This is a genomic window from Xanthomonas sp. 3058, assembly GCF_014199765.1.
Lineage (GTDB): Bacteria > Pseudomonadota > Gammaproteobacteria > Xanthomonadales > Xanthomonadaceae > Xanthomonas > Xanthomonas campestris_B.
On sequence record NZ_JACHOF010000022.1, the window covers coordinates 37839 to 58170 of the forward strand.

Annotated in this window: 17 protein-coding genes and 1 pseudogene; 12 read left to right on the top strand and 6 right to left on the bottom strand. The window is 64.2% G+C overall.

What is annotated here, in order from left to right:
* The first annotated feature begins 22 nt into the window (after positions 1–22).
* The gene (locus GGR61_RS18420; protein WP_184623173.1) at positions 23–583 is read left to right on the top strand and encodes a hypothetical protein; all 561 of its coding nucleotides are present in this window, start codon (positions 23–25) and stop codon (positions 581–583) included.
* Between the two features lie 113 nt (positions 584–696).
* On the opposite strand, the gene GGR61_RS18425 is transcribed toward GGR61_RS18420, so the two are convergent.
* The gene (locus tag GGR61_RS18425; protein WP_184623175.1) at positions 697–1275 is read right to left on the bottom strand and encodes an SMI1/KNR4 family protein; all 579 of its coding nucleotides are present in this window, start codon (positions 1273–1275) and stop codon (positions 697–699) included.
* A 175-nt stretch (positions 1276–1450) separates the two neighbouring features.
* Here GGR61_RS18425 and GGR61_RS18430 point away from each other — a divergent pair, with 175 nt between their 5' ends.
* The 4 genes and pseudogenes from GGR61_RS18430 (at position 1451) to GGR61_RS18445 (ending at position 5068) form a co-directional block, all read left to right on the top strand.
* Positions 1451–2164, top strand: coding sequence for a hypothetical protein (locus tag GGR61_RS18430; protein WP_184623177.1), 714 nt, complete (start codon positions 1451–1453; stop codon positions 2162–2164).
* 326 nt (positions 2165–2490) lie between these two features.
* On the top strand, positions 2491–4020 hold the full coding sequence (gene adh / locus GGR61_RS18435; RefSeq protein WP_184623179.1) for an aldehyde dehydrogenase: 1530 nt from the start codon (positions 2491–2493) through the stop codon (positions 4018–4020).
* Between the two features lie 211 nt (positions 4021–4231).
* Positions 4232–4651: pseudogene (locus GGR61_RS18440) on the top strand (zinc-binding dehydrogenase); the annotation flags it as partial.
* A 21-nt stretch (positions 4652–4672) separates the two neighbouring features.
* Positions 4673–5068, top strand: a complete 396-nt coding sequence (locus GGR61_RS18445; protein WP_184623180.1) for a DUF779 domain-containing protein — start codon at positions 4673–4675, stop codon at positions 5066–5068.
* A gap of 50 nt (positions 5069–5118) precedes the next feature.
* Here the strand turns inward: GGR61_RS18445 and GGR61_RS18450 are convergent, their stop codons facing one another.
* Positions 5119–5298: a hypothetical protein gene (locus tag GGR61_RS18450; RefSeq protein ID WP_184623182.1), complete on the bottom strand. Its 180-nt coding sequence runs from the start codon at positions 5296–5298 to the stop codon at positions 5119–5121.
* A gap of 149 nt (positions 5299–5447) precedes the next feature.
* Here GGR61_RS18450 and GGR61_RS18455 point away from each other — a divergent pair, with 149 nt between their 5' ends.
* Together GGR61_RS18455 and ligD are read left to right on the top strand one after the other, a co-directional pair.
* Positions 5448–6404 (top strand): Ku protein, encoded by a 957-nt coding sequence (locus GGR61_RS18455; protein WP_184409610.1) that lies wholly within the window; start codon positions 5448–5450, stop codon positions 6402–6404.
* Positions 6405–6413: 9 nt separating this feature from the next.
* Positions 6414–9101 (top strand): DNA ligase D, encoded by a 2688-nt coding sequence (ligD, locus tag GGR61_RS18460; RefSeq protein ID WP_184623183.1) that lies wholly within the window; start codon positions 6414–6416, stop codon positions 9099–9101.
* Between the two features lie 334 nt (positions 9102–9435).
* Here ligD and lldD read toward each other — a convergent pair whose 3' ends face one another.
* Positions 9436–10596 carry an FMN-dependent L-lactate dehydrogenase LldD gene (gene lldD, locus GGR61_RS18465; protein ID WP_184623191.1) on the bottom strand — a complete coding sequence of 387 codons (1161 nt, stop codon included), beginning with the start codon at positions 10594–10596 and terminating at the stop codon, positions 9436–9438.
* A 307-nt stretch (positions 10597–10903) separates the two neighbouring features.
* On the opposite strand from lldD, the gene GGR61_RS18470 reads away from it, so the two are divergent.
* From GGR61_RS18470 to GGR61_RS18480, 3 genes are all read left to right on the top strand, one after another.
* Entirely contained in the window at positions 10904–11287 is a 384-nt protein-coding gene (locus GGR61_RS18470) for a hypothetical protein (protein ID WP_184623193.1), read from the top strand.
* Positions 11288–11660: 373 nt separating this feature from the next.
* Positions 11661–12128, top strand: a complete 468-nt coding sequence (locus GGR61_RS18475; protein ID WP_326520643.1) for a hypothetical protein — start codon at positions 11661–11663, stop codon at positions 12126–12128.
* Positions 12129–12389: 261 nt separating this feature from the next.
* Positions 12390–12938: a hypothetical protein gene (locus tag GGR61_RS18480; protein ID WP_184623216.1), complete on the top strand. Its 549-nt coding sequence runs from the start codon at positions 12390–12392 to the stop codon at positions 12936–12938.
* Between the two features lie 253 nt (positions 12939–13191).
* Here GGR61_RS18480 and GGR61_RS18485 read toward each other — a convergent pair whose 3' ends face one another.
* Both GGR61_RS18485 and GGR61_RS18490 read right to left on the bottom strand, forming a co-directional pair.
* The gene (locus GGR61_RS18485; protein WP_184409605.1) at positions 13192–13575 is read right to left on the bottom strand and encodes a hypothetical protein; all 384 of its coding nucleotides are present in this window, start codon (positions 13573–13575) and stop codon (positions 13192–13194) included.
* The gene (locus GGR61_RS18490) at positions 13572–16913 is read right to left on the bottom strand and encodes a winged helix-turn-helix domain-containing protein (RefSeq protein ID WP_184623201.1); all 3342 of its coding nucleotides are present in this window, start codon (positions 16911–16913) and stop codon (positions 13572–13574) included. The genes GGR61_RS18485 and GGR61_RS18490 overlap by 4 nt, the downstream gene beginning before the upstream one ends.
* A gap of 293 nt (positions 16914–17206) precedes the next feature.
* Here GGR61_RS18490 and fabV point away from each other — a divergent pair, with 293 nt between their 5' ends.
* Positions 17207–18415 carry an enoyl-ACP reductase FabV gene (gene fabV / locus GGR61_RS18495; RefSeq protein WP_184623203.1) on the top strand — a complete coding sequence of 403 codons (1209 nt, stop codon included), beginning with the start codon at positions 17207–17209 and terminating at the stop codon, positions 18413–18415.
* A gap of 180 nt (positions 18416–18595) precedes the next feature.
* A complete protein-coding gene (locus GGR61_RS18500) occupies positions 18596–18883 on the top strand; it encodes a hypothetical protein (protein WP_184409602.1) in 288 nt (95 codons plus the stop codon).
* Positions 18884–19048: 165 nt separating this feature from the next.
* On the opposite strand, the gene GGR61_RS18505 is transcribed toward GGR61_RS18500, so the two are convergent.
* Positions 19049–20071, bottom strand: a complete 1023-nt coding sequence (locus GGR61_RS18505; RefSeq protein WP_184623205.1) for a sugar kinase — start codon at positions 20069–20071, stop codon at positions 19049–19051.
* Positions 20072–20332 lie beyond the last annotated feature (261 nt).

The window sequence follows — 20332 nt, forward strand, 5'->3', positions numbered from 1 at the left end:
GGCGCTGAACTGCGCTGGCATTTTGCCGAGCGTCCTTACCAGGAGGGCGGTACCGTATGAGGCGGAATTCCTGTTCGTCTGCCTCGACGCTAATTACGCAACGGATATCGAAGCCAGCGTGGTGTTCACGGAGCTTCTGCGTTATCACCACGATGGCGCCGGCTTCTGGCAACGCCATGGTGTGCACCATCCTTTTCTGCTGCCGGGTTATCGCGGCGACGGGCGTCGCTATCACCGAAACTTCGCGCAGCTGGGCTTTCTACCGCAGGATGCGGCGCAGGTGGCGTTTGTCGCGTTGCTGCATGTGCCCACGGTAGGACGCAGCAAGTTGGTTGCTGCGGATCTGGATATCACCCACTTGCGCATGATCGATTCCGCCATCCGCAACGGACGTGCCCGGCACATTTTCCTATCGGCGGGTGTGGCGCGGCTGATGCGCGCCACCCAGCTGTTCGCATGGCTGCCGGCACAACCCCACGGCAGGAACGCTGCTGCCACTGCTGTTCGCCGACGCACAGCGGCAGGTTTATCAGCATCTACATCTGTCCACCTATGGCAAGTTTCAGGCGCAGCTCGAACGTGAGGCAGCTGCAGTCGCGCGCCTGCTGCATGCGCATAGAACACGCAGCGATTAAGCGCTCACAACTACACGATCATGCAGCCTCCAGGCGGGCGCGGCGTTGTATCACGCGTCCACTAGCGCTCTCTCATCTTGCCCGCTGCTAGGTCGTCTTCTGTCACCAGTTTCGTCAGCAGCTTGGTAAAGCTCCCGGCGGCGAGGCCGAGAAAAGCATTTCCCTCACTGCACCAGGTTCCGTGATTTTCCGGCGCCATTCGCCAGATGGTGCCGTGGCTTCTATCTGAAAGATCGATCAGATAATACTCGCCGCCCGCTTCAGTTACCCCGATCGGCACTGTTCTAGCTGGTATGCGCGCACCGATGTTTTCATAATGCTCGTCCGGGCGAGATAATCTTAGATACCATTCGAGAACAGCCTTGGAAGACATGATGGACGCCAAGTGACAAACTTCCCTGGTCAGGTTGCCGGCAATGGAATACTCCACAAGCAGGCGTCTTGGATCGTCAAACCGCATTTGCAGACCGCCATATTTCCCCATGAAAGCAAGGTAGTCGGCAGGGAATGCGGCATCGCAATCTTCTTCAATTTTCTTCAATGGCTCCAGATCACAGGCAACTTTTTTCGGATAGTTTTCCCGTGTAAAGTTCCACGCATCCACCAGTCCAGGATGCACAGTGGCTAGATCGATATCCATTTTTTCTCCTTAGAAAAGGATGGTCCACACCGCCGCGTTGCCAGAAGCCGGTGCCATCGCGATGATGGCGCAGAATTTGCCCGAACACCGGGCCAGCTTCGATATCCGACCCATCTTCGGCGTCAAGGCCGAACCATGATCGTCGTCGATCACGCCCCCCGCAAATGAGTTTCTCATGCGCGAGCATGACCTGGGGTTATTGCTCGATCTCGACGACCGGCCTTTCGATCCTGCTGTCGTTGAACGCGGCGGAGCTGGCGGCCCGGGTAGAGGCCAGACTTCACGATTCGTAGCACGCGATATCAACGCGGCAGACGGAAAGCGTGTGCTTGCGGCGGTGCAGGCATGGCACCCCAGGATGCATTGCAGCGAAGTGATGCGCACCTGCGCCAGTGGGGATGCGCGCAGCAAGCGCACACCTCATGCTAGCCTGCGCCACTCATTCACAGCATGGAGTGCGACGATGATGGCCTGGAAGCAAATGGTGACTGCTTCGACGATGATGGCCGGCCTGCTGGCCTGCAACGCAGCATGGGCAGACCACGTGGACATGCGCATCGTGCGCGACTATCCGGCCGGCAGCCCGGCCATCGCACAGATACACACGTGGTTGCAGCAACAATCCAGACTGAGCACCCAGCCCAAGCAGATGCCGCCGCCGGCCAGCGCCGCAGAGCTAGGCGCAGTGCGCACCAGCATGACGTCATTCGATAATCCCTTGGGTACGCGCACTGACGCAGCAGGTAATGCCGCGCCGCTGCCCGCGCACGGCAAGCCGCGCGATGTAGTCAGTGTTGAGGCCTGTCATGCCGGCACGCGCTATCGTTGGGATTACGTGTGGCAAACCGCGACACCATCCGGTTGGCGGCTCCAGTCCTACCGGCAGTAGCAGGCGATTGACTGCGCTGCAAGTACGATCGGGTCCGAGCCGCTGACGCCTGCCGCATCGCACGACTGACGTGCATGGCACTACAGGACGATTGGCTCGCGCAGCGGGCGGCGTCCCCGTGCAGAGCCATCCATCCGGCTAGGTATCGCGATCCGAACGCGGATCACGCTGCTGCACGCGATGACGCATTGCAGCGCATTTCAGGCCAGCAGTCACCTTGGCAAGCACTACGGCAATGACGCAGCGCAGCAGCTTGTGACATGACATTGCGCTAGCACTTGCCCGGGTATACACGTTCGCATCGGACCACTTCGCAGGAGATGATGATGAACGCGCTTGCCTCTGCCAAACCGCTCAATACCGATCCGCAGTCGATCTTCAAACCGCGCTACGACAACTTCATCGGCGGCAAGTGGGTTGCGCCGCACAGTGGCCAGTATTTCGACAACACCACGCCGATCAACGGCAAGGTGTTCACTTCGATCGCGCGCTCCACCGCGCCGGATATCGAAGCCGCATTGGATGCCGCACACGCGGCAAAAGAAGCCTGGGGCAAGACCTCCACCACCGATCGCTCCAATGTGCTGCTCAAGATCGCAGACCGCATCGAGCAGAACCTGGAATTGCTCGCCTATGCCGAGACCTGGGACAACGGCAAGCCGGTGCGCGAAACGCTCAATGCGGACGTGCCGTTGTGCGTGGACCACTTCCGTTATTTTGCCGGTGCGATCCGTGCGCAGGAAGGCGGCATTTCCGAGATCGACAGCGACACCATCGCGTATCACTTCCATGAACCGTTGGGCGTGGTGGGGCAAATCATTCCGTGGAATTTCCCGCTGCTGATGGCGTGCTGGAAACTCGCACCGGCCCTGGCCGCCGGCAACTGCGTGGTGATGAAGCCGGCCGAGCAGACGCCGGCCTCGATCCTGGTGCTGATGGAAGTCATCGGCGATCTATTGCCGCCGGGCGTGCTCAACGTGGTCAACGGCTTCGGCCTGGAGGCGGGCAAGCCGCTGGCCAGCAACCCGCGCATCGCCAAGATCGCCTTCACCGGCGAAACCACCACCGGCCGGTTGATCATGCAATACGCCAGCCAGAACCTGATTCCGGTGACGCTGGAGCTGGGCGGTAAATCGCCCAATATCTTCTTTGCCGATGTGATGGCCGAAGACGACGATTTTCTCGACAAAGCGGTGGAAGGCTTTGTGCTGTTCGCCTTCAATCAGGGCGAGGTGTGCACCTGTCCGTCCCGCGCGCTGATCCAGGAATCGATCTACGACAGGTTCATGGAAAAAGCGCTGGCGCGCGTTGCCGCGATCAAGCAGGGCAATCCGCTCGATCCCAATACCATGGTCGGCGCGCAGGCCTCCAGCGAGCAGCTGGAAAAGATCCTGTCCTATATCGATATCGGCAAGCAGGAAGGCGCCGAAGTGTTGATCGGCGGCGAGCGCAATACGCTCGATGGCGAGCTGGCCGGCGGCTTCTACGTCAAGCCGACCGTGTTCAAGGGGCACAACAAGATGCGCGTGTTCCAGGAAGAGATCTTCGGTCCGGTGGTGTCGGTCACGACCTTCAAGGACGAGGCCGATGCCTTGTCGATCGCCAACGACACTTTGTATGGCCTGGGCGCAGGTGTGTGGAGTCGCGACGCCTCGCGCCTATATCGCATGGGCCGCGCGATCCAGGCCGGCCGCGTGTGGACCAATTGCTATCACGCGTATCCGGCGCATGCCGCGTTCGGCGGTTACAAGCAGTCGGGCATCGGCCGCGAGAATCACAAGATGATGCTCGACCACTACCAGCAGACCAAGAACCTGCTGGTGAGCTATTCGCCGAAGGCGTTGGGGTTCTTCTGATGCGTGGGCCTGTTGCCGCTCGACTGCGATGACCGATGCATCCGGCACAGTTGCGCCTGGTCGCCGCGCCGGCTGACTATGAACCGCTTACGCGCGATTTGACCTCGATCAAGGCACGGCGCCCCCAGGGCGCCTAGGGTGGACTGCACTATCGGGGCGGAGTGCAGCATGGACACGACAATGAAAGCCGCAGTGGTGCGTCAGTTCGGCGCGCCGCTGGCTGGCAAGACGTCTGGGCGCCACGGTGACGGTGAATGCGCGCACCACCGATCCGGTGGCGTATCTCAAGAAGGAAATCGGTGGCGCCCACGGTGCCCTGGTCACGGCGGTCTCGCCCAAGGCGTTCGAGCAGGCGATCGGCATGGTGCGCCGTGGCGGGACGGTGTCGCTCAACGGGTTGCCACCGGGCGAGTTTCCGCTGGATATCTTCGGCATGGTGCTCAATGGGGTGACCGTGCGTGGCTCGATCGTCGGTACCCGCCTGGATCTGCAGGAATCGCTGGCATTTGCCGAGCAGGGCAAGGTCGCCGCAACGGTGGCCACCGACACGCTGGACAACATCAACGATGTCTTCGCCCGCATGCGCGCCGGCACGATCGAGGGGCGTATCGTGCTCGACATGGCGGCCTGACGTGGTCGCCGGAGGGAGACAATGCACGACACCACCACACAGACCGAGCTGCCATTACAGGTGATGGCCACGCTGGCGGCCTTGCAGTTGATCGACACCCTGCGCACGCGCCATGGCGAGCTGCTGTTCCATCAATCCGGCGGATGTTGCGATGGTTCCTCGCCGATGTGTTTTGCGGTGGGCGACTTCATCGTTGGCGATCGCGACGTGCTGCTGGGCGAGATCGGCGGTGCGCCGTTCTACATCAGCGCGGCGCAATTCGAATACTGGAAGCACACACAGCTGATCATCGACGTTGTGCCGGGGCGTGGCGGCATGTTTTCGCTGGAAAATGGCAAGGGCGTGCGCTTTCTGGTGCGCTCGCGCCTGTTTGCCGATGACGAGTTCGCCCGATTGCAGGAGGCAGGTCGGGCGTAGGGCCGATCAGCGCGGCTGGCAGGCCTGCGCATTGTTTCAGCTATGTGTTTTCAGCGGTCTGTTGCGGCCGATGGCGCGGTGCCCGGCTTCCTGGCCGGGGTGTCGTCATCGGCCGGAATCAGCTGGTCTGGCACCTTGCCTGCACCACGGTCTTGGTCGTGTTCGGCATCGCGCTTGCCGTGCTGTTCGCCGGGTTGGGTCGGTTGGTCGCGCAGTGGGTCGCGGGACATGGTGTTCTCCTGAGATTCCAGATGGATGCGCAGTTCACCGCGCGCAGGGTGAAGAGCATGCAGTGGCACCGTGCCGATGACTCACGCATGGATCACGGTGGCCGCGTTACAGCTATGGGCTACCCTCGACAGCCCGGAGTCACACACCAATGGCACGACCGATCTGGACCGGAACCCTGTCGTTCGGCTTGCTCAATGTGCCGGTGTCGCTGATGTCGGGGGAGCGCAAGGTGGATCTGCATTTCCGCATGCTCGACTCGCGCGACAAGAAGCCGATCCGCTTCGAGCGGGTCAATGCCGACACCGGCGACGAGGTGCCCTGGAAGGAGATCGTCAAGGCGTTCGAATACGACAAGGGCAGCTATGTCATCGTCGAAGAACAGGACATCCGCTCCGCCTCGCCGGAGAGCCATGAAACGGTGGAAGTGGAAACCTTTGTCGACGCCGCCGACATCGATCCGCGTTATTTTGAAAAGCCCTACATCCTGGTGCCCGGCAAGAAGGCCGAAAAAGGCTATGTGCTGTTGCGCGAAACGCTGCGCGACACCGGCAAGGTGGGCATCGCAAAGGTGGTCATCCGCACCCGCGAGTATCTGGCCGCCGTGATGCCGCACGGCGATGCATTGATCCTGCTGTTGTTGCGCTATCAACAGGAAGTGGTGGACCCGCAGGATTTCAAACTGCCGGCCGGGGCCGTGGGCGAGTACCGCATCACGCCCAAGGAACAGCAGATGGCAAAGCAGTTGATCGAGTCGATGTCCGGCACCTGGCAGCCGGAGGATTACCACGACGAGTTCCGCGGCAAGCTCGAGCAGATTCTGCGCAAGCGGATCCAGGCCAAGGGCGGCACCACCAAGGTGGAGGTCGAATCGCCCCAGCACGAAGATGCCAGCACCAACGTGGTCGACTTCATGTCGCTGCTGCAAAAGAGCCTGCAAGCCAAGACGCGTACGCCGGCCAAGAAGAACAGCGCTGCAGCCTCGACGCCAGCGCCCGCCAAGAAGCGTGCTGCCAAGAAAGCGACAAAAAAAGCCACCAAGAAGACAGCCAGCAAGACCGCCAGGAAGACGGCGCCGAAAGCCGCGCCGCGTCGCAAGGCAGGCTAGGCCGGGCCCATGACGCTGCACGACTACAACAGCAAACGCCGCTTCGACCAGACGCCCGAGCCTGCCGGCGGCATGCCCGCGCGCGCCAACAAGCAGCCGATCTTCGTGGTGCAGCTGCACCATGCCCGTGCACGGCATTACGACTTCCGTCTGGAAGCCGCTGGCGTGCTCAAGAGCTGGGCGGTACCGAAGGGCCCATCGCTGCGCGTTGGCGAAAAACGGCTGGCGGTACAGGTGGAAGATCATCCGCTGTCGTACGCCAGCTTCGAGGGAGAGATTCCGCAAGGCCATTACGGCGCCGGGCACGTAGACGTGTTCGACCATGGGCACTGGCACTGCGAAGGCGACGTCGTGGCGGCGCTGGACGCAGGCAAGCTGGAATTCGACCTGCAGGGCACGCACCTGCGCGGCGGGTTTGCGTTGGTACGTACCAAGATGCGTGGCGGTAAGCCGCAGTGGTTGTTGATCAAGCGAACCGATGCGTACGCGGCCGATCTGGATGCCGACGCGCTGGTGGCGCAGCACGCGGCAAAGACCTCGGCGGCTGCAGCACGCGTCAAGGCCAGCGATGCACGGCGCCCGCCGTCAACGGCAACCACCAGGACATCGACCGTGCCAGGCAAACGCAAACGTTCAGGGGGTAGTGATTCGAAGCAATGGCGGACCCGCGCATTGGCCGTGGACGGTGCGCGCGATGCGCCATGTCCCACCGAGCTGCGCGCACAGCTGACGTTGCTGCGCGAGCAGGCACCGGATGGCGACCGTTGGCTGCACGAGATCAAGTGGGATGGTTACCGGCTGCTGGCCGACATGGTCGATGGCCATGTGCAGCTGCGCTCACGCAACGACCAGGCCTGGACGGAGCGCTTCCCGGACGTGGTGCGTGCAGTGCAGGCGTTGCCGGTGCGCGACGCGCGCCTGGATGGCGAGCTGGTGGTGCTGGATGCACAGGGACGTAGCGATTTTTCGGCGCTGCAACGCACACTCGATGGCAGCGTCAGGCAGGCCTTGCGTTACATCGTGTTCGACCTGCTCGGCATCGCCGGAGTGGATCTACGCGACACACCGCTGCTGCAGCGCAAGCAGCTGTTGCGCGAATTATTGGGCGCTACCCCCGACACGCTGGCCTATAGCGACCACGTGATCGGATCGGGGCCGGCGGTGTTTGCGGCAAGCGCCGACAAGGGCTGGGAAGGCATCATCAGCAAACTCGCCGAGGCGGGTTATCGCGGTGGGCGCAGCGCCGATTGGATCAAGACCAAGCACGAAAACAGCGACGAGTTTGTGGTGGTCGGCTATACCGACCCCAAAGGGGCGCGCAGCGGCTTCGGCGCGTTGCTGCTTGCGCAACGCGATGGCGAGGCGCTGCGCTATGTCGGGCGCGTGGGCACCGGTTTCGATGATGCCTTGCTCGGCAGCATCGCCAAGCAACTGCGGGCACTGCACTGCGACACCGCCACGCTGGCATTGCCGGCGCATCTGCCCGCGCGCGCCCGCGACCTGCACTGGGTACGACCGGTGCTGATCGCCGAGGTCGCCTTCCGCGGCTGGGCCAAGGAAGGCTTGCTGCGGCAAGCCGCCTTCAAGCGGTTGCGCGAAGACAAACCCGTGGCCGAGTTGGGCGGCGACCGCGCCGCGCCGCGCACACGTGCGGCAAGCACGCGTGGAGGTGCGGTCGCGGCGACTGCAGCGGATACGGGAAAACGCGCGCAGAAGACAACGCGGCCAGCATCGACCACCGCCACGCGCAAACGCGTTCGTTCGACGGTTGCGAAACCTGCCGTACCCTCGCCCACGGCAGCCTCGAAAAAGGGGTCCACCACCCGCGACGGCGTCGCCATCACCCATCCCGAGCGCGTGGTGTTCCCCGCAGCTGGCATCAGCAAGGGCGATGTTGCCGACTACTACCGTGCAGTGGCGCCGCTGGTGCTGGCAGAGATCGCGCGCCGCCCGTTGTCGCTGTTGCGCTGCCCCGATGGCGCCGGTGGCGATTGCTTCTTCCAGAAGCATGAGGGCCGCCACCTGGGCGCGAACATCAAGGCGATTCCGCTGCAGCAAAAGAGCGGCACCGAGGATTACATCTACCTCGAAGATGCTGCCGGCCTGCTGGAGCTGGTGCAGATGAACACGCTGGAATTGCATCCCTGGGGCGCGCAGATCGACGACCCGGAGCATCCGGATCGGCTGGTGTTCGATCTGGACCCTGGCGACGGCGTGTCCTGGCCCGACGTGGTGGCTGCCGCGCGCGATATCCGCGCCAAGCTGCGCAGCGCTGGGCTGGAGAGCGCGGTGCGCCTGTCCGGTGGCAAGGGATTGCATGTGGTGGTGCCGATCGTGCCGGAGGCAGGCTGGGAGCAGGCGCGCGATTTCTGCGAAGCGTTTGCACAGGCACTGGCAACGCACACGCCGGATCGTTACGTGGCGACCATGAGCAAGGCCAAGCGCCACGGCGTGATCTTCGTCGACTGGCTGCGCAACGGGCGCGGCAACACCAGTGTGTGCTCGTGGTCGCTGCGCGCGCGCGAAAAAGCCACCGTCGCGGTGCCGCTGCGCTGGGAAGAACTCGGCAAGATCAGCGGCCCGGACGCCTTCCCGATGGACAAGGCATTGCAACGTGCCAAGCGTCAACGCCAGGATCCTTGGGAATCGGTGCTAGCGTTGCGGCAGTATTTGCCCACGGGCGACGATAACAACTAAGAGCTGTCAACAACCCTACGACGCGACTGGCGCTCCGAATCGGCATGGACTACTCGTCGCCGCAGATTCTGTGCGCGGCGTGCACATGCGCATGACCGTCGCTTGCAATGCGTCGTTATTCACTCTGATGGATTCAATCAGGTGCGCATCACGCACAGCGCTTGACCAAGCGTTCCGACCATCTCGCCAGGTCCTTGCCCGCCCACCGTCGCGTAAGAGCTACATGGATGTACTTGCAGCGTGTCCCGCGAGGGTGGGCGGCAAGGGCCCTGCAGACAAGCCGCAGATCATCCTCTCTGCCACCGACGCATCCCGATTCCAGATGCGAAGCCCGTCAGAGCGAAACCGCACTCTCCCGCGTCACCCGGCTCAACGCATCGCTGCTGATCTCGGCGATCGAATGGGTGCCGGTCAAGGTCATCGCCACGCGCATCTCGCGCTCGATCAGGGTCAGCAGATTCTCCACACCGGCCTGACCATCGGCGGCCAGCGCATAGACGAACGCACGCCCCAGCAGCACCGCATCGGCGCCCAGCGCGAGCATGCGCACCACGTCCAGGCCGCTGCGGATGCCCGAGTCGGCAAGGATCTTCAGATCGCCCTTCACCGCATCGGCAATCGCCGGTAACGCGCGTGCGCTGGACAGCACGCCGTCGAGCTGGCGGCCGCCATGGTTGGACACCACGATGCCGTCGGCGCCGAAGCGCACTGCATCGCGCGCATCGTCCGGGTCGAGGATGCCTTTGATCACCATCGGCCCGGTCCAGAATTCGCGGATCCATTCCAGGTCTTTCCAGCAGATGGAGGGATCGAAATTGGCGCCCAGCCAGCCGATGTAGTCCTGCAAGCCGGTCGGACTGCCGCGATACGCGGAGATATTGCCCAGGTCGTGCGGGCGGCCCAGCAAACCCACATCCCAGGCCCAACGCGGATGCGTCACCGCCTGCAGCATGCGACGCAGCGATGCGTTGGGCCCGCTCATGCCCGAGTGCGCATCGCGGTAGCGCGCGCCCGGCGTGGGCATATCCACGGTAAACACCAGCGTGGTCACCCCGACCGCCTTGGCGCGCTCCAACGCGTTGCGCATGAAGCCGCGGTCCTTGAGAACGTACAACTGGAACCACATCGGCCGCTCGATCGCCGGTGCCACTTCCTCGATCGGGCACACCGACACCGTGGACAGGGTGAACGGGATGCCGCGCGCGGCCGCCGCGCGCGCCGCCTGCACCTCGCCACGGCGTGCGTACATGCCGGTGAGCCCGACCGGCGCCAGCGCCACCGGCATCGCCAGGGTTTCGCCGAACAGTTCCGTGCTCAGGCTCAAATCGGACATGTTGCGCAGCACCCGCTGGCGCAGCGCGATATCGGCCAGATCGGAGACGTTGCGCCGCAAGGTGTGCTCGGCGTACGCGCCGCCATCGATGTAGTGGAACAGGAACGGCGGCAAGCGTGCCTGTGCGGCGGCGCGGTAATCGGAAGCGGCAGAAATGATCATCGAAGACGAACGGCAGCTGCGGGTAGCCGCTGAGTGTAAGGCGATCGGCGCTTGGGTAGCTTGCTGCCGTGTGCTGGCGCGGCAGTCCTGCACCCCATGCAGGGACGCGGGTGCGAGACCATGCACCGCAACGCCTCCGCCGCCGGCGCTGGGACGTTTGGTCGGTGCCAGGCGCTTTGGTGGCATCACGCTGGTCTCGGCATAGGCAGACCGCAAGCCTGCATGGGCAGCGGCGGCCAGCAGTGCCAGCGCCGGCCACGCGGTGCATCCGCAGCACCCACGTCACGGACGGAGGGCGCCGCTGGGCATGCAGCACACTGCCTGGCATCTGACCGACCTGCCGGCCGGCGTGCACGCCATGCCGTATGTGAGCCCGTTGGGCGTGGGCGTACCGATCCCGCCGTACGCAGTGACCCGCTCCCCGGCCGGCGGCGTGCGCACCAGCGTCAATGATCTCTCAACGCTGTTCATCGCCCTGCTCGATGGCGGCCGGTACCAGGGCGTGCGCGTCCTGGACGCTGCCACCCCCGAGCAGATGCTGCGCTTCCAGGACACCGCAGCCGACAAGCCCGACAACATCGTGTTGAATGTTGAAAGCGGCCTTCCGAAAGCGCGCCGCGCCACGCTCGGCCTTGCGTGCAAGGTCAGATCTCCCAGGCGCACCCGCCGAGCACTCCCTGGCTTCCGGTAAAGGGAACCGACGCCCCGGCGGAAAAAAAACAGGTCCAGCGAATGGATGAGCTCGGCCGGCCGGGAGGTGGTACCGCTCGCTGCCGGAGGGGCTGCGCCGGGCGCTCCCGTCGATGACAGCACCCGGCATGTCGATCGGTTGGGTGAGCGTCAGCAGGACACCAGCGTTGTGTCGCCTGCTGGATCGCCCCGAGGCCGCTGCCCGGTCTCTGTCCATCATGCTGATCTATAACTGATTTTCTAGCGCCGTCAGGCGGGAGCAGCAACCGTCAGGTTGCCGTCAGGTCAGGCACCCGGCCAAGCGTGAAGGTGGTCCGGCGGCCACCGAGGTCGCTCGGGGACGCGCCGCGCTCCGGTCTGTTGCGGAGTCCGTCATGCGCCTGGTCCGGTCGTTGTTGGTGTTGATCGCCGTGCTGCCCGCCAGCGCCTGGGTAGCACCGACCCAGGCCGAACTGCCACGCAGCTGGCCGCGGGCGGCGTTGCAGACCCTGCCGGTGGCCGAACGCGATCGACGGGGCGTCGTGGGATGCGAGTCGGCAGTGCAGGGGGCCGCCGCCTACGTCTGCAATCGCTTGCCCACAACCGTGTTGATCGGGCGCCTGGATCAGGACGATTGCGGGCAAGCTCTGGTGTGTGAGCCAGGCAAAGGCGGCGACCATCGCGGCGCAGGCAATGGCAACGGCAGGCTCGTCGCAGGGTCAGCCCGTGGCCAGATCAAGGTGGTTTTCAGCCATGCAACCGAGCGCGACGACAGGCTGTACGCGTCGGCAGCGCGATGCGTTGCGGGAATGGCAGACGCGCCGGCCGGCATCCCGCCTCGCCCGCGTATTTGCCTGGGATGAGCCACTGCCAGTTTGATTGTCGCCCGGCGCAGGAGGCATCGCGGTTGATGCGCGCGATGGCGATTTTGCATTGAAACCGGAGCGGGACGGCCACCTTGCAGAATCGGTCGATAAGCGCGGTGCGCGCAGCGACACAAGCAAAGCGAAAGAACGTATAAAGACGCAGGCTTATGGATCGGCCACGTTGACACGCAGCGTTGAGGACGTGACATGCACAGGTATCGGGTTGGCTGCGCGGTGTTCTTGCTTGCGTTCTTGCTCATGGGCACTACCGGCTGTGCAAAGCAGCCGAGGTTGTCATCGCGATTGATTGTGACCGTCGATTCGCCGATGCTGGAACAAGGGGGCGCGGTTATCGTGTTGACGCGTCCGATCGCCGAGCGCGAGTGGCGTCTGCTAGAAAGCGCGAAGTCAAACAACGCCGGGTACGAGAAAGAATTTCACCTCACCGTGGCGTCGCCGGCATCGATCATCGAGTTGAATTACCCTGAGACTGGCACCTATAGCTTCAAACTTGTGCCTGCAGAACGTCACAAACCCGCTCCGCTCCAATCGCGTCGTATCCTGATTGGCTCGGCTGACCTGACAGATCCGCAGACAAAACAACAAGTGCAGTGGCCGTCGATGAGTGTTGTGCATGTCAGCGGCACGACCTACCCCGAAGGATGGGCGCGTATTCTGGTGTCGACATTTGATGTGCCATTCAGAAGCGATGCGCCAGACAACTACGTGATTTCCAGATTTCCTGCCGGTCGCTTGATTTCCCTCACGCCCAAGGCGATCGATAGGTACGTCAGGGACACCAACTAAGCGCCTGCATATACGCAGACGCGTGTCGATGGGGATTGGTGCTCTGGCGCCGCATGCCAATGCAGGGCGTTCCTGAAGCCGACAGCGCTTCGCGCGGCGCAGCGATCGCAACCTTTCGCCATCGGTGGCCGGCTGCAGCTGGCACATGCGTTGCACATGGCACACCCTCCGCCGAAAACATCGCAGCACCGTGCCCGGCAGCGAACCGTCAGGCACGGTGACTCCTCGGCATGCGTGTTGACGCGACCTTGGGTTACGGCGTGATTTGCGGATCGTTGCCGACCTGCGGGTCGCAGCTGAACCAGGTCTTCTTGTCCTTGCGGCTTTCGTCTTCGACGATGATGGTCAAGAAGATCAATGTCGGCACGCTATTGGCGTTGCTCACCTGCACGCTGCGGCCATCGGCACCGATCACCGGCGTGCCGATCTGCTTGAGCGCATCGGAACTGAGCAGGCTCCGGATCTTGAAGTGCTTGGGCACCACCTCTTCATCGAAGTAGTACAACAGTGTCGAGGCCCGGTCGGTCTTGTCCACAATCAGCAGATCCGGGGCGAAGCTGTAGAAATATTCGCCAGCACCGGTGTTACCGCCAAATCCCACGCGTGCCACGGTGAGCTTGATTTTGAAGTCCGTCATGACTTGTCCTGTTCCTTGAAAAGCGGGGCGTAGAGGGAGACGAATCCCGGGTGGCGGTAGCCCGCTTGATACAGCCATCCGAGCTGTTGCGTAACAACGGGGCGCTGACCCAGGTGCACCTGCGCGCGAATCCAGGGGTCGAGCAGGTTCTTGTCGCGGCTGCTGCCGATGTCGTGGCCCATGAGCGTCACCGCGCGCTGCCAGGCCGCGCGCGCGCCAGCAGCGTCGCCGACGGCAGCGCGTTGTTCGCCGTGCCAGACCAGCGCCTGCGCCAACGCCGAAATACCGATCAGCTCGTCGGGCCTGGCACGGTGCAAGGTCTCCAGTCGCGCGAGAATCGGCGCAAGGCCGCCAGCGGCGACCGGGTTGCGCACGTGGTGCAGGCGCAAGGCGATGATGGCGTCCAGCCATTGCCATTCGGGAAGCGGCCGGGCCTGTTGCAGTAACCCGGCCATGGTCAGGCGGGCTTGATCGAGCTGCCGTTCGGCCGGGCCGGCCTGACCGTCCAGCGCCGCGACCCACCCGGACTGTGCATGGGCATGCGCCAGATCGCGGCGCCAGGCGAGGTTGTCCGGTTGCAGCGCCACCAGCGGCGTCAGCATGCGAATGCTGTCCTGCGCATCGACCTGCGCCTGCGCCAGATGACCACGCGCCAGTGCCAGCGTGGAGGTGCGGATCAATGCGCCGGCCAGGCGCCGCTGCCAGGCGTGCGCCTCGCTGTCTTGCTCGACCAAGGCACGCAGCATCGCGATCTGGTCGCGATATCCCTGCTCTGCGGGGGCCAGCAGCCCTTGCGCTTCCTGTGCAGAGCTCAGCCAGGACAGACTATCGATCAATTCGTAGCGCACTGCGGCGTTATCCGGCGTGCGCGCCAGCACCTGGCGTTTGAGCGCGATCGAGCGCGCAAAAAAACCGATCGCCGCCGTCGCCTGGCCTTCGCTGTTGGACAGCGTGCCGAGATTGTTGAGCGCGTACGACAACTCCAACTGCCAGCGAGGATCGTGCGGCGCCACCCGCACCAGGTGTTCGCAGGCGCTCAGATAGTGCGACCAGTACCTGCGTGCCACTGGCAGCTGTTTGCCCTGGTACGCCAGATACCCCAGCCAGTACGCGGCCTGGCCGGTTTCCGCCTGCGCATCCAGCGCATCGGGGGCACGTGCGCGCGCTTGCTCGGCTGCAGCGGCGGCACGCGTAAATGCCGCATGCGCCTCATCCAGCTTGCCCTGATTCATCAGCACTTCGCCGGTGGTGCGCAGGGCGCGCGCGTGGTTGATCAGATCACCCGTCGCCATGCCCGCGTCGGGCAGGTCTTCCAGATAACGCAGTGCGCGGCTGCCCACGCTGTCGAGCAGTTTGAGATTGCCTACCGTGCGTAATTGCTCTGCCAGCTCGCCCAGCATGTAGCTCACCAGGCGCTGCGCCTGGTCGCGGCGTTGTTCGGCCAGCTGCTGGGCATGACGTGCCTGCCAGCCGAGCAGCAGCGACGCGCTTGCCAACATCACCAACAGCGTCGCAGCGGTGGCATACAGGCCACGGCGCCGCCGTTGCGAGCGCTCGCAGGCGTGCAGGAACGTATGCTCCAGCGCATCCAGATCCTGCGGCATCCACCGCGCCGCCTCGCGGGCTTCGCTCAGCGGGCGGCCGCTATTGAGCAAATGATCGGTGCGCCGGCCGTCGGCAGCCCAGCGGTGCGCGGCCTGCTGCAGACGTTTGCGCGCCTGCAGCAGGCGACGGTTTTCATGGATCCACTCGGCCGCGCGCGGCCATTGCCGCAACAAGGCTTCGTGTGCGACCGCAAACCCCGGCTCGCCGGCCACCAACGCGCTGACGAACAGGCGCGCATGCACGAACGCTTCCACCAGCACGCGTGTGGCGCCGGCATCGGGCAAGGCCGACCACAGCGCACGCCGTGCGGTCACCGCATCGCTGTCGGGGTGGATCACGCTCAGCAGCGTCAGCACCTCGCCGAGCGCCGCCTGCGCGGCGACCGGCAATGCGCGAAACGTGTGCTCTGCATGATGCGCCAGTGCGCCTTCCAGTCCGCCCATTGCGCGGTAGGCGGCGAAGGTCAGCAGGCCATCGTCGTTGCGCTGCGTGTGCAGTGCATGCAGCAAGTGCTGCAACAGCGGCAAGGCATCGGGCTGGCGTGCGGTGGCATCGCGCAGCACATCGTCCAGACGGCTGGCGTTGTCGCGATCTTCTTCGAAGCGCAGCCCGGCCATGGCCGCCGGCACGCGGATGATCTGGCCAATCTCGCCATCGCGTGGCGCCAACAGATCCACATGGCCGTCGCCGCGTTTGAGCTCGACGAGCTGCGGCACTGCCTCGATCAGGCGCGGATAGAAGTCGCTGCGGGTGAGCAGCAACACCGCCACGTGCGGGCTGCTGCATAACGCCTGCAAGGCAGCCGCCAATGCGAGCCGGTCGGCGTTGTCGATGCCGGGCGTGGCCACCAGCGCTTCGGCGTGGTCGATCACCAGCAGCAGATGACGTTGTGTGTGTGTGCTGTCGCGTGCCGGAGCGCTGTGCCGCATCGCCTCGCCAATGGCCGCATGCAACGGGGCAGGCTGCTGCAGCCACGCCGGCAGCAGCGCCATTTGCGCGGGCGAAAACACCGCGCGTTCGCCCGGTGCCCAGTCGCCGAGTGCGCGCGCCAGCGTATCGAGCACATCGCCGCCACGGCATTGCGCCAGGTTGCAGTACGCCACTGCGCTCGCTTCCAGGCCATCCAGGCCGCCGGGTTGCGACAACAAGGGCACCACGCCGGCGCGCAGCAGCGAGGTCTTGCCGCAGCCGCTGGCACCGCTGACCAGCACCAGTCCGCGTTGGCTGTGCAATTGCGCGCGCAGTGCGGCCAGCACCTGCGCAATGGCGTGGCTACGGCCGAAGAACACCTGTGCATGCGCGGGATCGAACGCCTGCAATCCCACATACGGGTTGCCGTGTGTCCATGCCTGTGCGCCCAGCACCGCACCGCGATAATCGTCGGGAAACACGACCTTGGGCAGCAACCGATACCCGCGCTTGCGGATGGTTTCGATGTAGCGCGGTTGGCGGCTGTCGTCGCCGAGCTTGCGGCGCAGCTGGGCGATGGTCTTGTGCACCGGGTTGTCGCCGTAAAAACTGCCGTGCCAGACCTCGATCAACAGCTGCTCGGCGCTGACGACGTCGCCAGCGCGTTCGGCCAGCGCGATCAGTACCTCCATCATGCGCGGTTCCAGCGCGATGGTCTGGCCGTCGGCGATCAGCGCCAGCCGTTCCGGCTCGACCAGCAACGGGCCAAGCCGGAACCGTGGCACAGAGCCCAGCTGCGTGACGCGCTCGCTTCGAAGAGACATTCGCTCGGATACCGGTCGCACGGTTGAAGGGGCCTCGACGATCGCCCTCAGGCGCGGCCAGGCACGGCACGGCAGGCGCAAAAAATAGCACAGGCGTCGGGCAGGAAATCGATGGCGATCGCTGTTCGTTCGCGTCTATGCGCTGACGATGCCTGCCTGGTGCCGCGAGCGACGAGGCGATATCGGGCGTCTTCACGCGCATCCATACAGCAGCGTGTGTTGTGCCTCAGGCTGTTTCGCCGGCAAGCCAGCGATTAAGATGCGGCCAGCATCTTGCTGACGAGGAGTACACGTTGATCATCCATCCCAAAGTGCGCGGCTTCATCTGCACCACCACGCATCCGCTTGGCTGCGAGCGCAATGTGCTTGAGCAGATCGCCGCCACGCGTGCGCGCGGCGTGCGCAATGACGGCCCGAAGAAGGTGCTGGTGATCGGCGCGTCCAGCGGTTACGGCCTGGCGTCGCGCATCACCGCTGCCTTCGGCTTCGGTGCCGATACGCTGGGTGTGTTCTTCGAAAAACCCGGCACCGCCACCAAGGCCGGCACCGCCGGCTGGTACAACTCCGCCGCGTTCGACAAACACGCCAAGGCCGCAGGCCTGTACAGCAAGTCGATCAATGGCGATGCGTTCTCCGATGCGGCGCGCGCGCAGGTCATCGAGCTGATCAAGACCGAGATGGGCGGTCAGGTCGATCTGGTGGTGTATTCGCTGGCTTCGCCGGTGCGCAAGCTGCCCGGCAGCGGCGAAGTGAAGCGTTCGGCGCTCAAGCCGATCGGCAACACTTACACCGCCACCGCCATCGACACCAACAAGGACACCATCATCCAGGCCTCGATCGAGCCGGCCAGCGAGCAGGAGATCGAAGACACCATCACCGTGATGGGCGGGCAGGATTGGGAACTGTGGATCGACGCGCTGGAAGGTGCCGGCGTGCTCGCCGACGGCGCGCGCAGCGTCGCTTTCAGCTATATCGGCACCGAAATCACCTGGCCGATTTACTGGCACGGCGCGCTCGGCAAGGCCAAGGTGGATCTGGACCACACCGCGCAGCGCTTGAATGCACGTCTGGGCGCCCACGGTGGCAGCGCCAATGTGGCGGTGCTCAAGTCGGTGGTGACCCAGGCCAGCGCCGCCATCCCGGTGATGCCGCTGTATATCTCCATGGTCTACAAGATCATGAAGGAAAAGGGCCTGCACGAAGGCACCATCGACCAGCTGGACCGCCTGTTCCGCGAGCGCCTGTACCGCGAAGACGGCCAGCGCGCCGAGGTGGACGACGAAAACCGCCTTCGCCTGGACGACTGGGAGCTACGCGACGACGTACAGGACGCCTGCAAGGCGCTGTGGCCGCAGGTCACCACCGAGAACCTGTTCGCACTCACCGACTATGCCGGCTACAAGCACGAGTTCCTCAAGCTGTTCGGCTTCGAGCGCGACGATGTGGACTACGACGCCGATGTGGAGACGGACGTAACGTTCGACTGCATCGAGTTGGGGTGAACTGAGAGCAGGGAGTCGGGAATCGGCATTTGGGATTCGCAACAGCGGTGGGTTGCTGCATTGCTGGTCTTCCGCGGACCCGAACTGCTTTGCGTCAAGGACGACCGGCACGCGATGCCGGTTGTCTTGCTGAGCTGATGTTACGAATCCCTAATCCCTAATTCCGAATCCCAGCTCCCAATGGACAAACTGATCGGATTTTTGGTGCTGGCTGTTCTGGTCAGTGTGGCGTGCGCCGTCGTGCTGCGGTTCGTCAGGTTGCACGGGTCACTCAAGGCAATTGCCAATCTGCTGATCACCACGGCCGTCGTCTGCACCGTGGTCATGCAGGACGCCTCTGCACCGCCCTGGAACCATGCACTGCTGATCACGCTGTTCTTCAGCGTACCGGCATCGCTCTGCGTGGTGGTGCTGGGCGCAGCACTCAACTGGATCACCAACAAACGCCGCGCCCGCGCGCCTGCCTGAGCGCATGAGCGCAGCGAACAACACCTAGCAGGCATCTGCCAGCCGCCCGCAGGCGCATCGGCCCTGAGCGCATCGCGCTTTGCAGGCAACCAACTGGGAAAGAGCGCCGAAAGCCAGCGCCCTTAAGCTCTTGCGATTCCCGATTCCCGATTCCCGATTCCCGATTCACCGCTTCACATCAAACCGCGCATCCCCCACACAGGCCTGCACATCGGCCACCGACAGCGGATTGAAATCGCCGGGGATCGAATGCTTCAAACAGCCGGCGGCCAGGCCGAAGCGCACCGTGTCCTGCAGCGGCCAGCCTTCGATCAGGCCGTGCAGCACGCCGGCGGCAAACGCGTCGCCGCCGCCGATGCGGTCGATGATCGGTGTCAGTTCCTCGCTCGGCGCGCGCGCCACCTCGCCGCTGCGCGGCACCAGCATCGCGCCCAGGCTGTGGTGGTCCACGTTGTGCGCCACGCGCTGGGTGCAGGCCATCAACTGCAGTTGCGGGAACGCCGCAAACGCCTGCCGCGCGGCCGCTTCCACGCGCGCTTCCAGCGTGTCCTGCGGGAACTCGCCGCCCAGCACCACGCCGATATCGCGGTAGTCGGCGAACACCACATCCGCACACGCGAACAGCGCATGCAGGATGCCGCGCGCGTCGCCCTGCCAGCGCTGCCATAACTTCGGACGGTAATTGCCGTCGAACGACACCTTGACCCCGGCCGCACGTGCGGCGCGTGCCGCCGCCAACGTGGCCTGCGCGACATCGGCACCCAGCGCCGGGCTGACCCCGGACAGATGTAGCCACTGCACGCCCTGCAGCAGGCTCGACCAGTCGTACGCATCGGCCGGCGCGAGCGCGAACGCGGAGTCGGCACGGTCGTAGACCACTTCGCTGGGTCGATGGATGGCACCGGTGGTCAAGAAGTACAGCCCCATGCGGCCGTCTACGCGTCGTACATTTCGGGTATCCACCGCGTGCCGCCGCAATTCGCCCAGGACGGCGGCACCCAGGGCGTTGTCCGCCACCGTGCTGACCATGGCTACGTCGTGGCCGAAATGCGCCAGCGACACGCCGACATTGGCCTCCGCGCCGCCGCAATGCACATCCAGCCGAGGCTGCTGCAACAGCAGTTCATGACCGGGCGCCCCCAGGCGCAACAGCAACTCTCCAAAGCACAGGATACGGGCACGACTCATGTGGCAATTACCTCGGCTATGTGGTGCGCCACGGGATGGGGGACCGTCGCGCATTGGGATGACCATCGGTGTCATTTTGGCTGGCACTGGCCACCAGCTGACATGACCATGATGCGACGTGCAGTGACCCCTTGCACCCCTTTTCGGCAAATTCGCTGCCGTTTTCTGCTGCGCTGCAAGATGTTACCGAGTGATTCAGCTGGTAACGTCGTTTTGACCAGCGGTGTCATTGCCGCTCACATCCCGCTATTTCACATTGTT

What these genes read in the sequence shown, in the direction of transcription:
- ligD (WP_184623183.1), top strand. Translation starts at nt 6,414, where the DNA reads ATGACGCTGCACGACTACAACAGCAAACGCCGCTTCGACCAGACGCCC.
- GGR61_RS18445 (WP_184623180.1), top strand. Translation starts at nt 4,673, where the DNA reads ATGCACGACACCACCACACAGACCGAGCTGCCATTACAGGTGATGGCC.
- GGR61_RS18425 (WP_184623175.1), bottom strand. Translation starts at nt 1,275, where the DNA reads ATGGATATCGATCTAGCCACTGTGCATCCTGGACTGGTGGATGCGTGG.
- GGR61_RS18480 (WP_184623216.1), top strand. Translation starts at nt 12,390, where the DNA reads ATGGGCACTACCGGCTGTGCAAAGCAGCCGAGGTTGTCATCGCGATTG.
- GGR61_RS18455 (WP_184409610.1), top strand. Translation starts at nt 5,448, where the DNA reads ATGGCACGACCGATCTGGACCGGAACCCTGTCGTTCGGCTTGCTCAAT.
- lldD (WP_184623191.1), bottom strand. Translation starts at nt 10,596, where the DNA reads ATGATCATTTCTGCCGCTTCCGATTACCGCGCCGCCGCACAGGCACGC.
- GGR61_RS18475 (WP_326520643.1), top strand. Translation starts at nt 11,661, where the DNA reads ATGCGCCTGGTCCGGTCGTTGTTGGTGTTGATCGCCGTGCTGCCCGCC.
- GGR61_RS18430 (WP_184623177.1), top strand. Translation starts at nt 1,451, where the DNA reads ATGCGCGAGCATGACCTGGGGTTATTGCTCGATCTCGACGACCGGCCT.
- adh (WP_184623179.1), top strand. Translation starts at nt 2,491, where the DNA reads ATGAACGCGCTTGCCTCTGCCAAACCGCTCAATACCGATCCGCAGTCG.
- GGR61_RS18500 (WP_184409602.1), top strand. Translation starts at nt 18,596, where the DNA reads ATGGACAAACTGATCGGATTTTTGGTGCTGGCTGTTCTGGTCAGTGTG.
- GGR61_RS18485 (WP_184409605.1), bottom strand. Translation starts at nt 13,575, where the DNA reads ATGACGGACTTCAAAATCAAGCTCACCGTGGCACGCGTGGGATTTGGC.
- GGR61_RS18505 (WP_184623205.1), bottom strand. Translation starts at nt 20,071, where the DNA reads ATGAGTCGTGCCCGTATCCTGTGCTTTGGAGAGTTGCTGTTGCGCCTG.
- GGR61_RS18470 (WP_184623193.1), top strand. Translation starts at nt 10,904, where the DNA reads ATGCAGCACACTGCCTGGCATCTGACCGACCTGCCGGCCGGCGTGCAC.
- GGR61_RS18490 (WP_184623201.1), bottom strand. Translation starts at nt 16,913, where the DNA reads ATGTCTCTTCGAAGCGAGCGCGTCACGCAGCTGGGCTCTGTGCCACGG.
- GGR61_RS18450 (WP_184623182.1), bottom strand. Translation starts at nt 5,298, where the DNA reads ATGTCCCGCGACCCACTGCGCGACCAACCGACCCAACCCGGCGAACAG.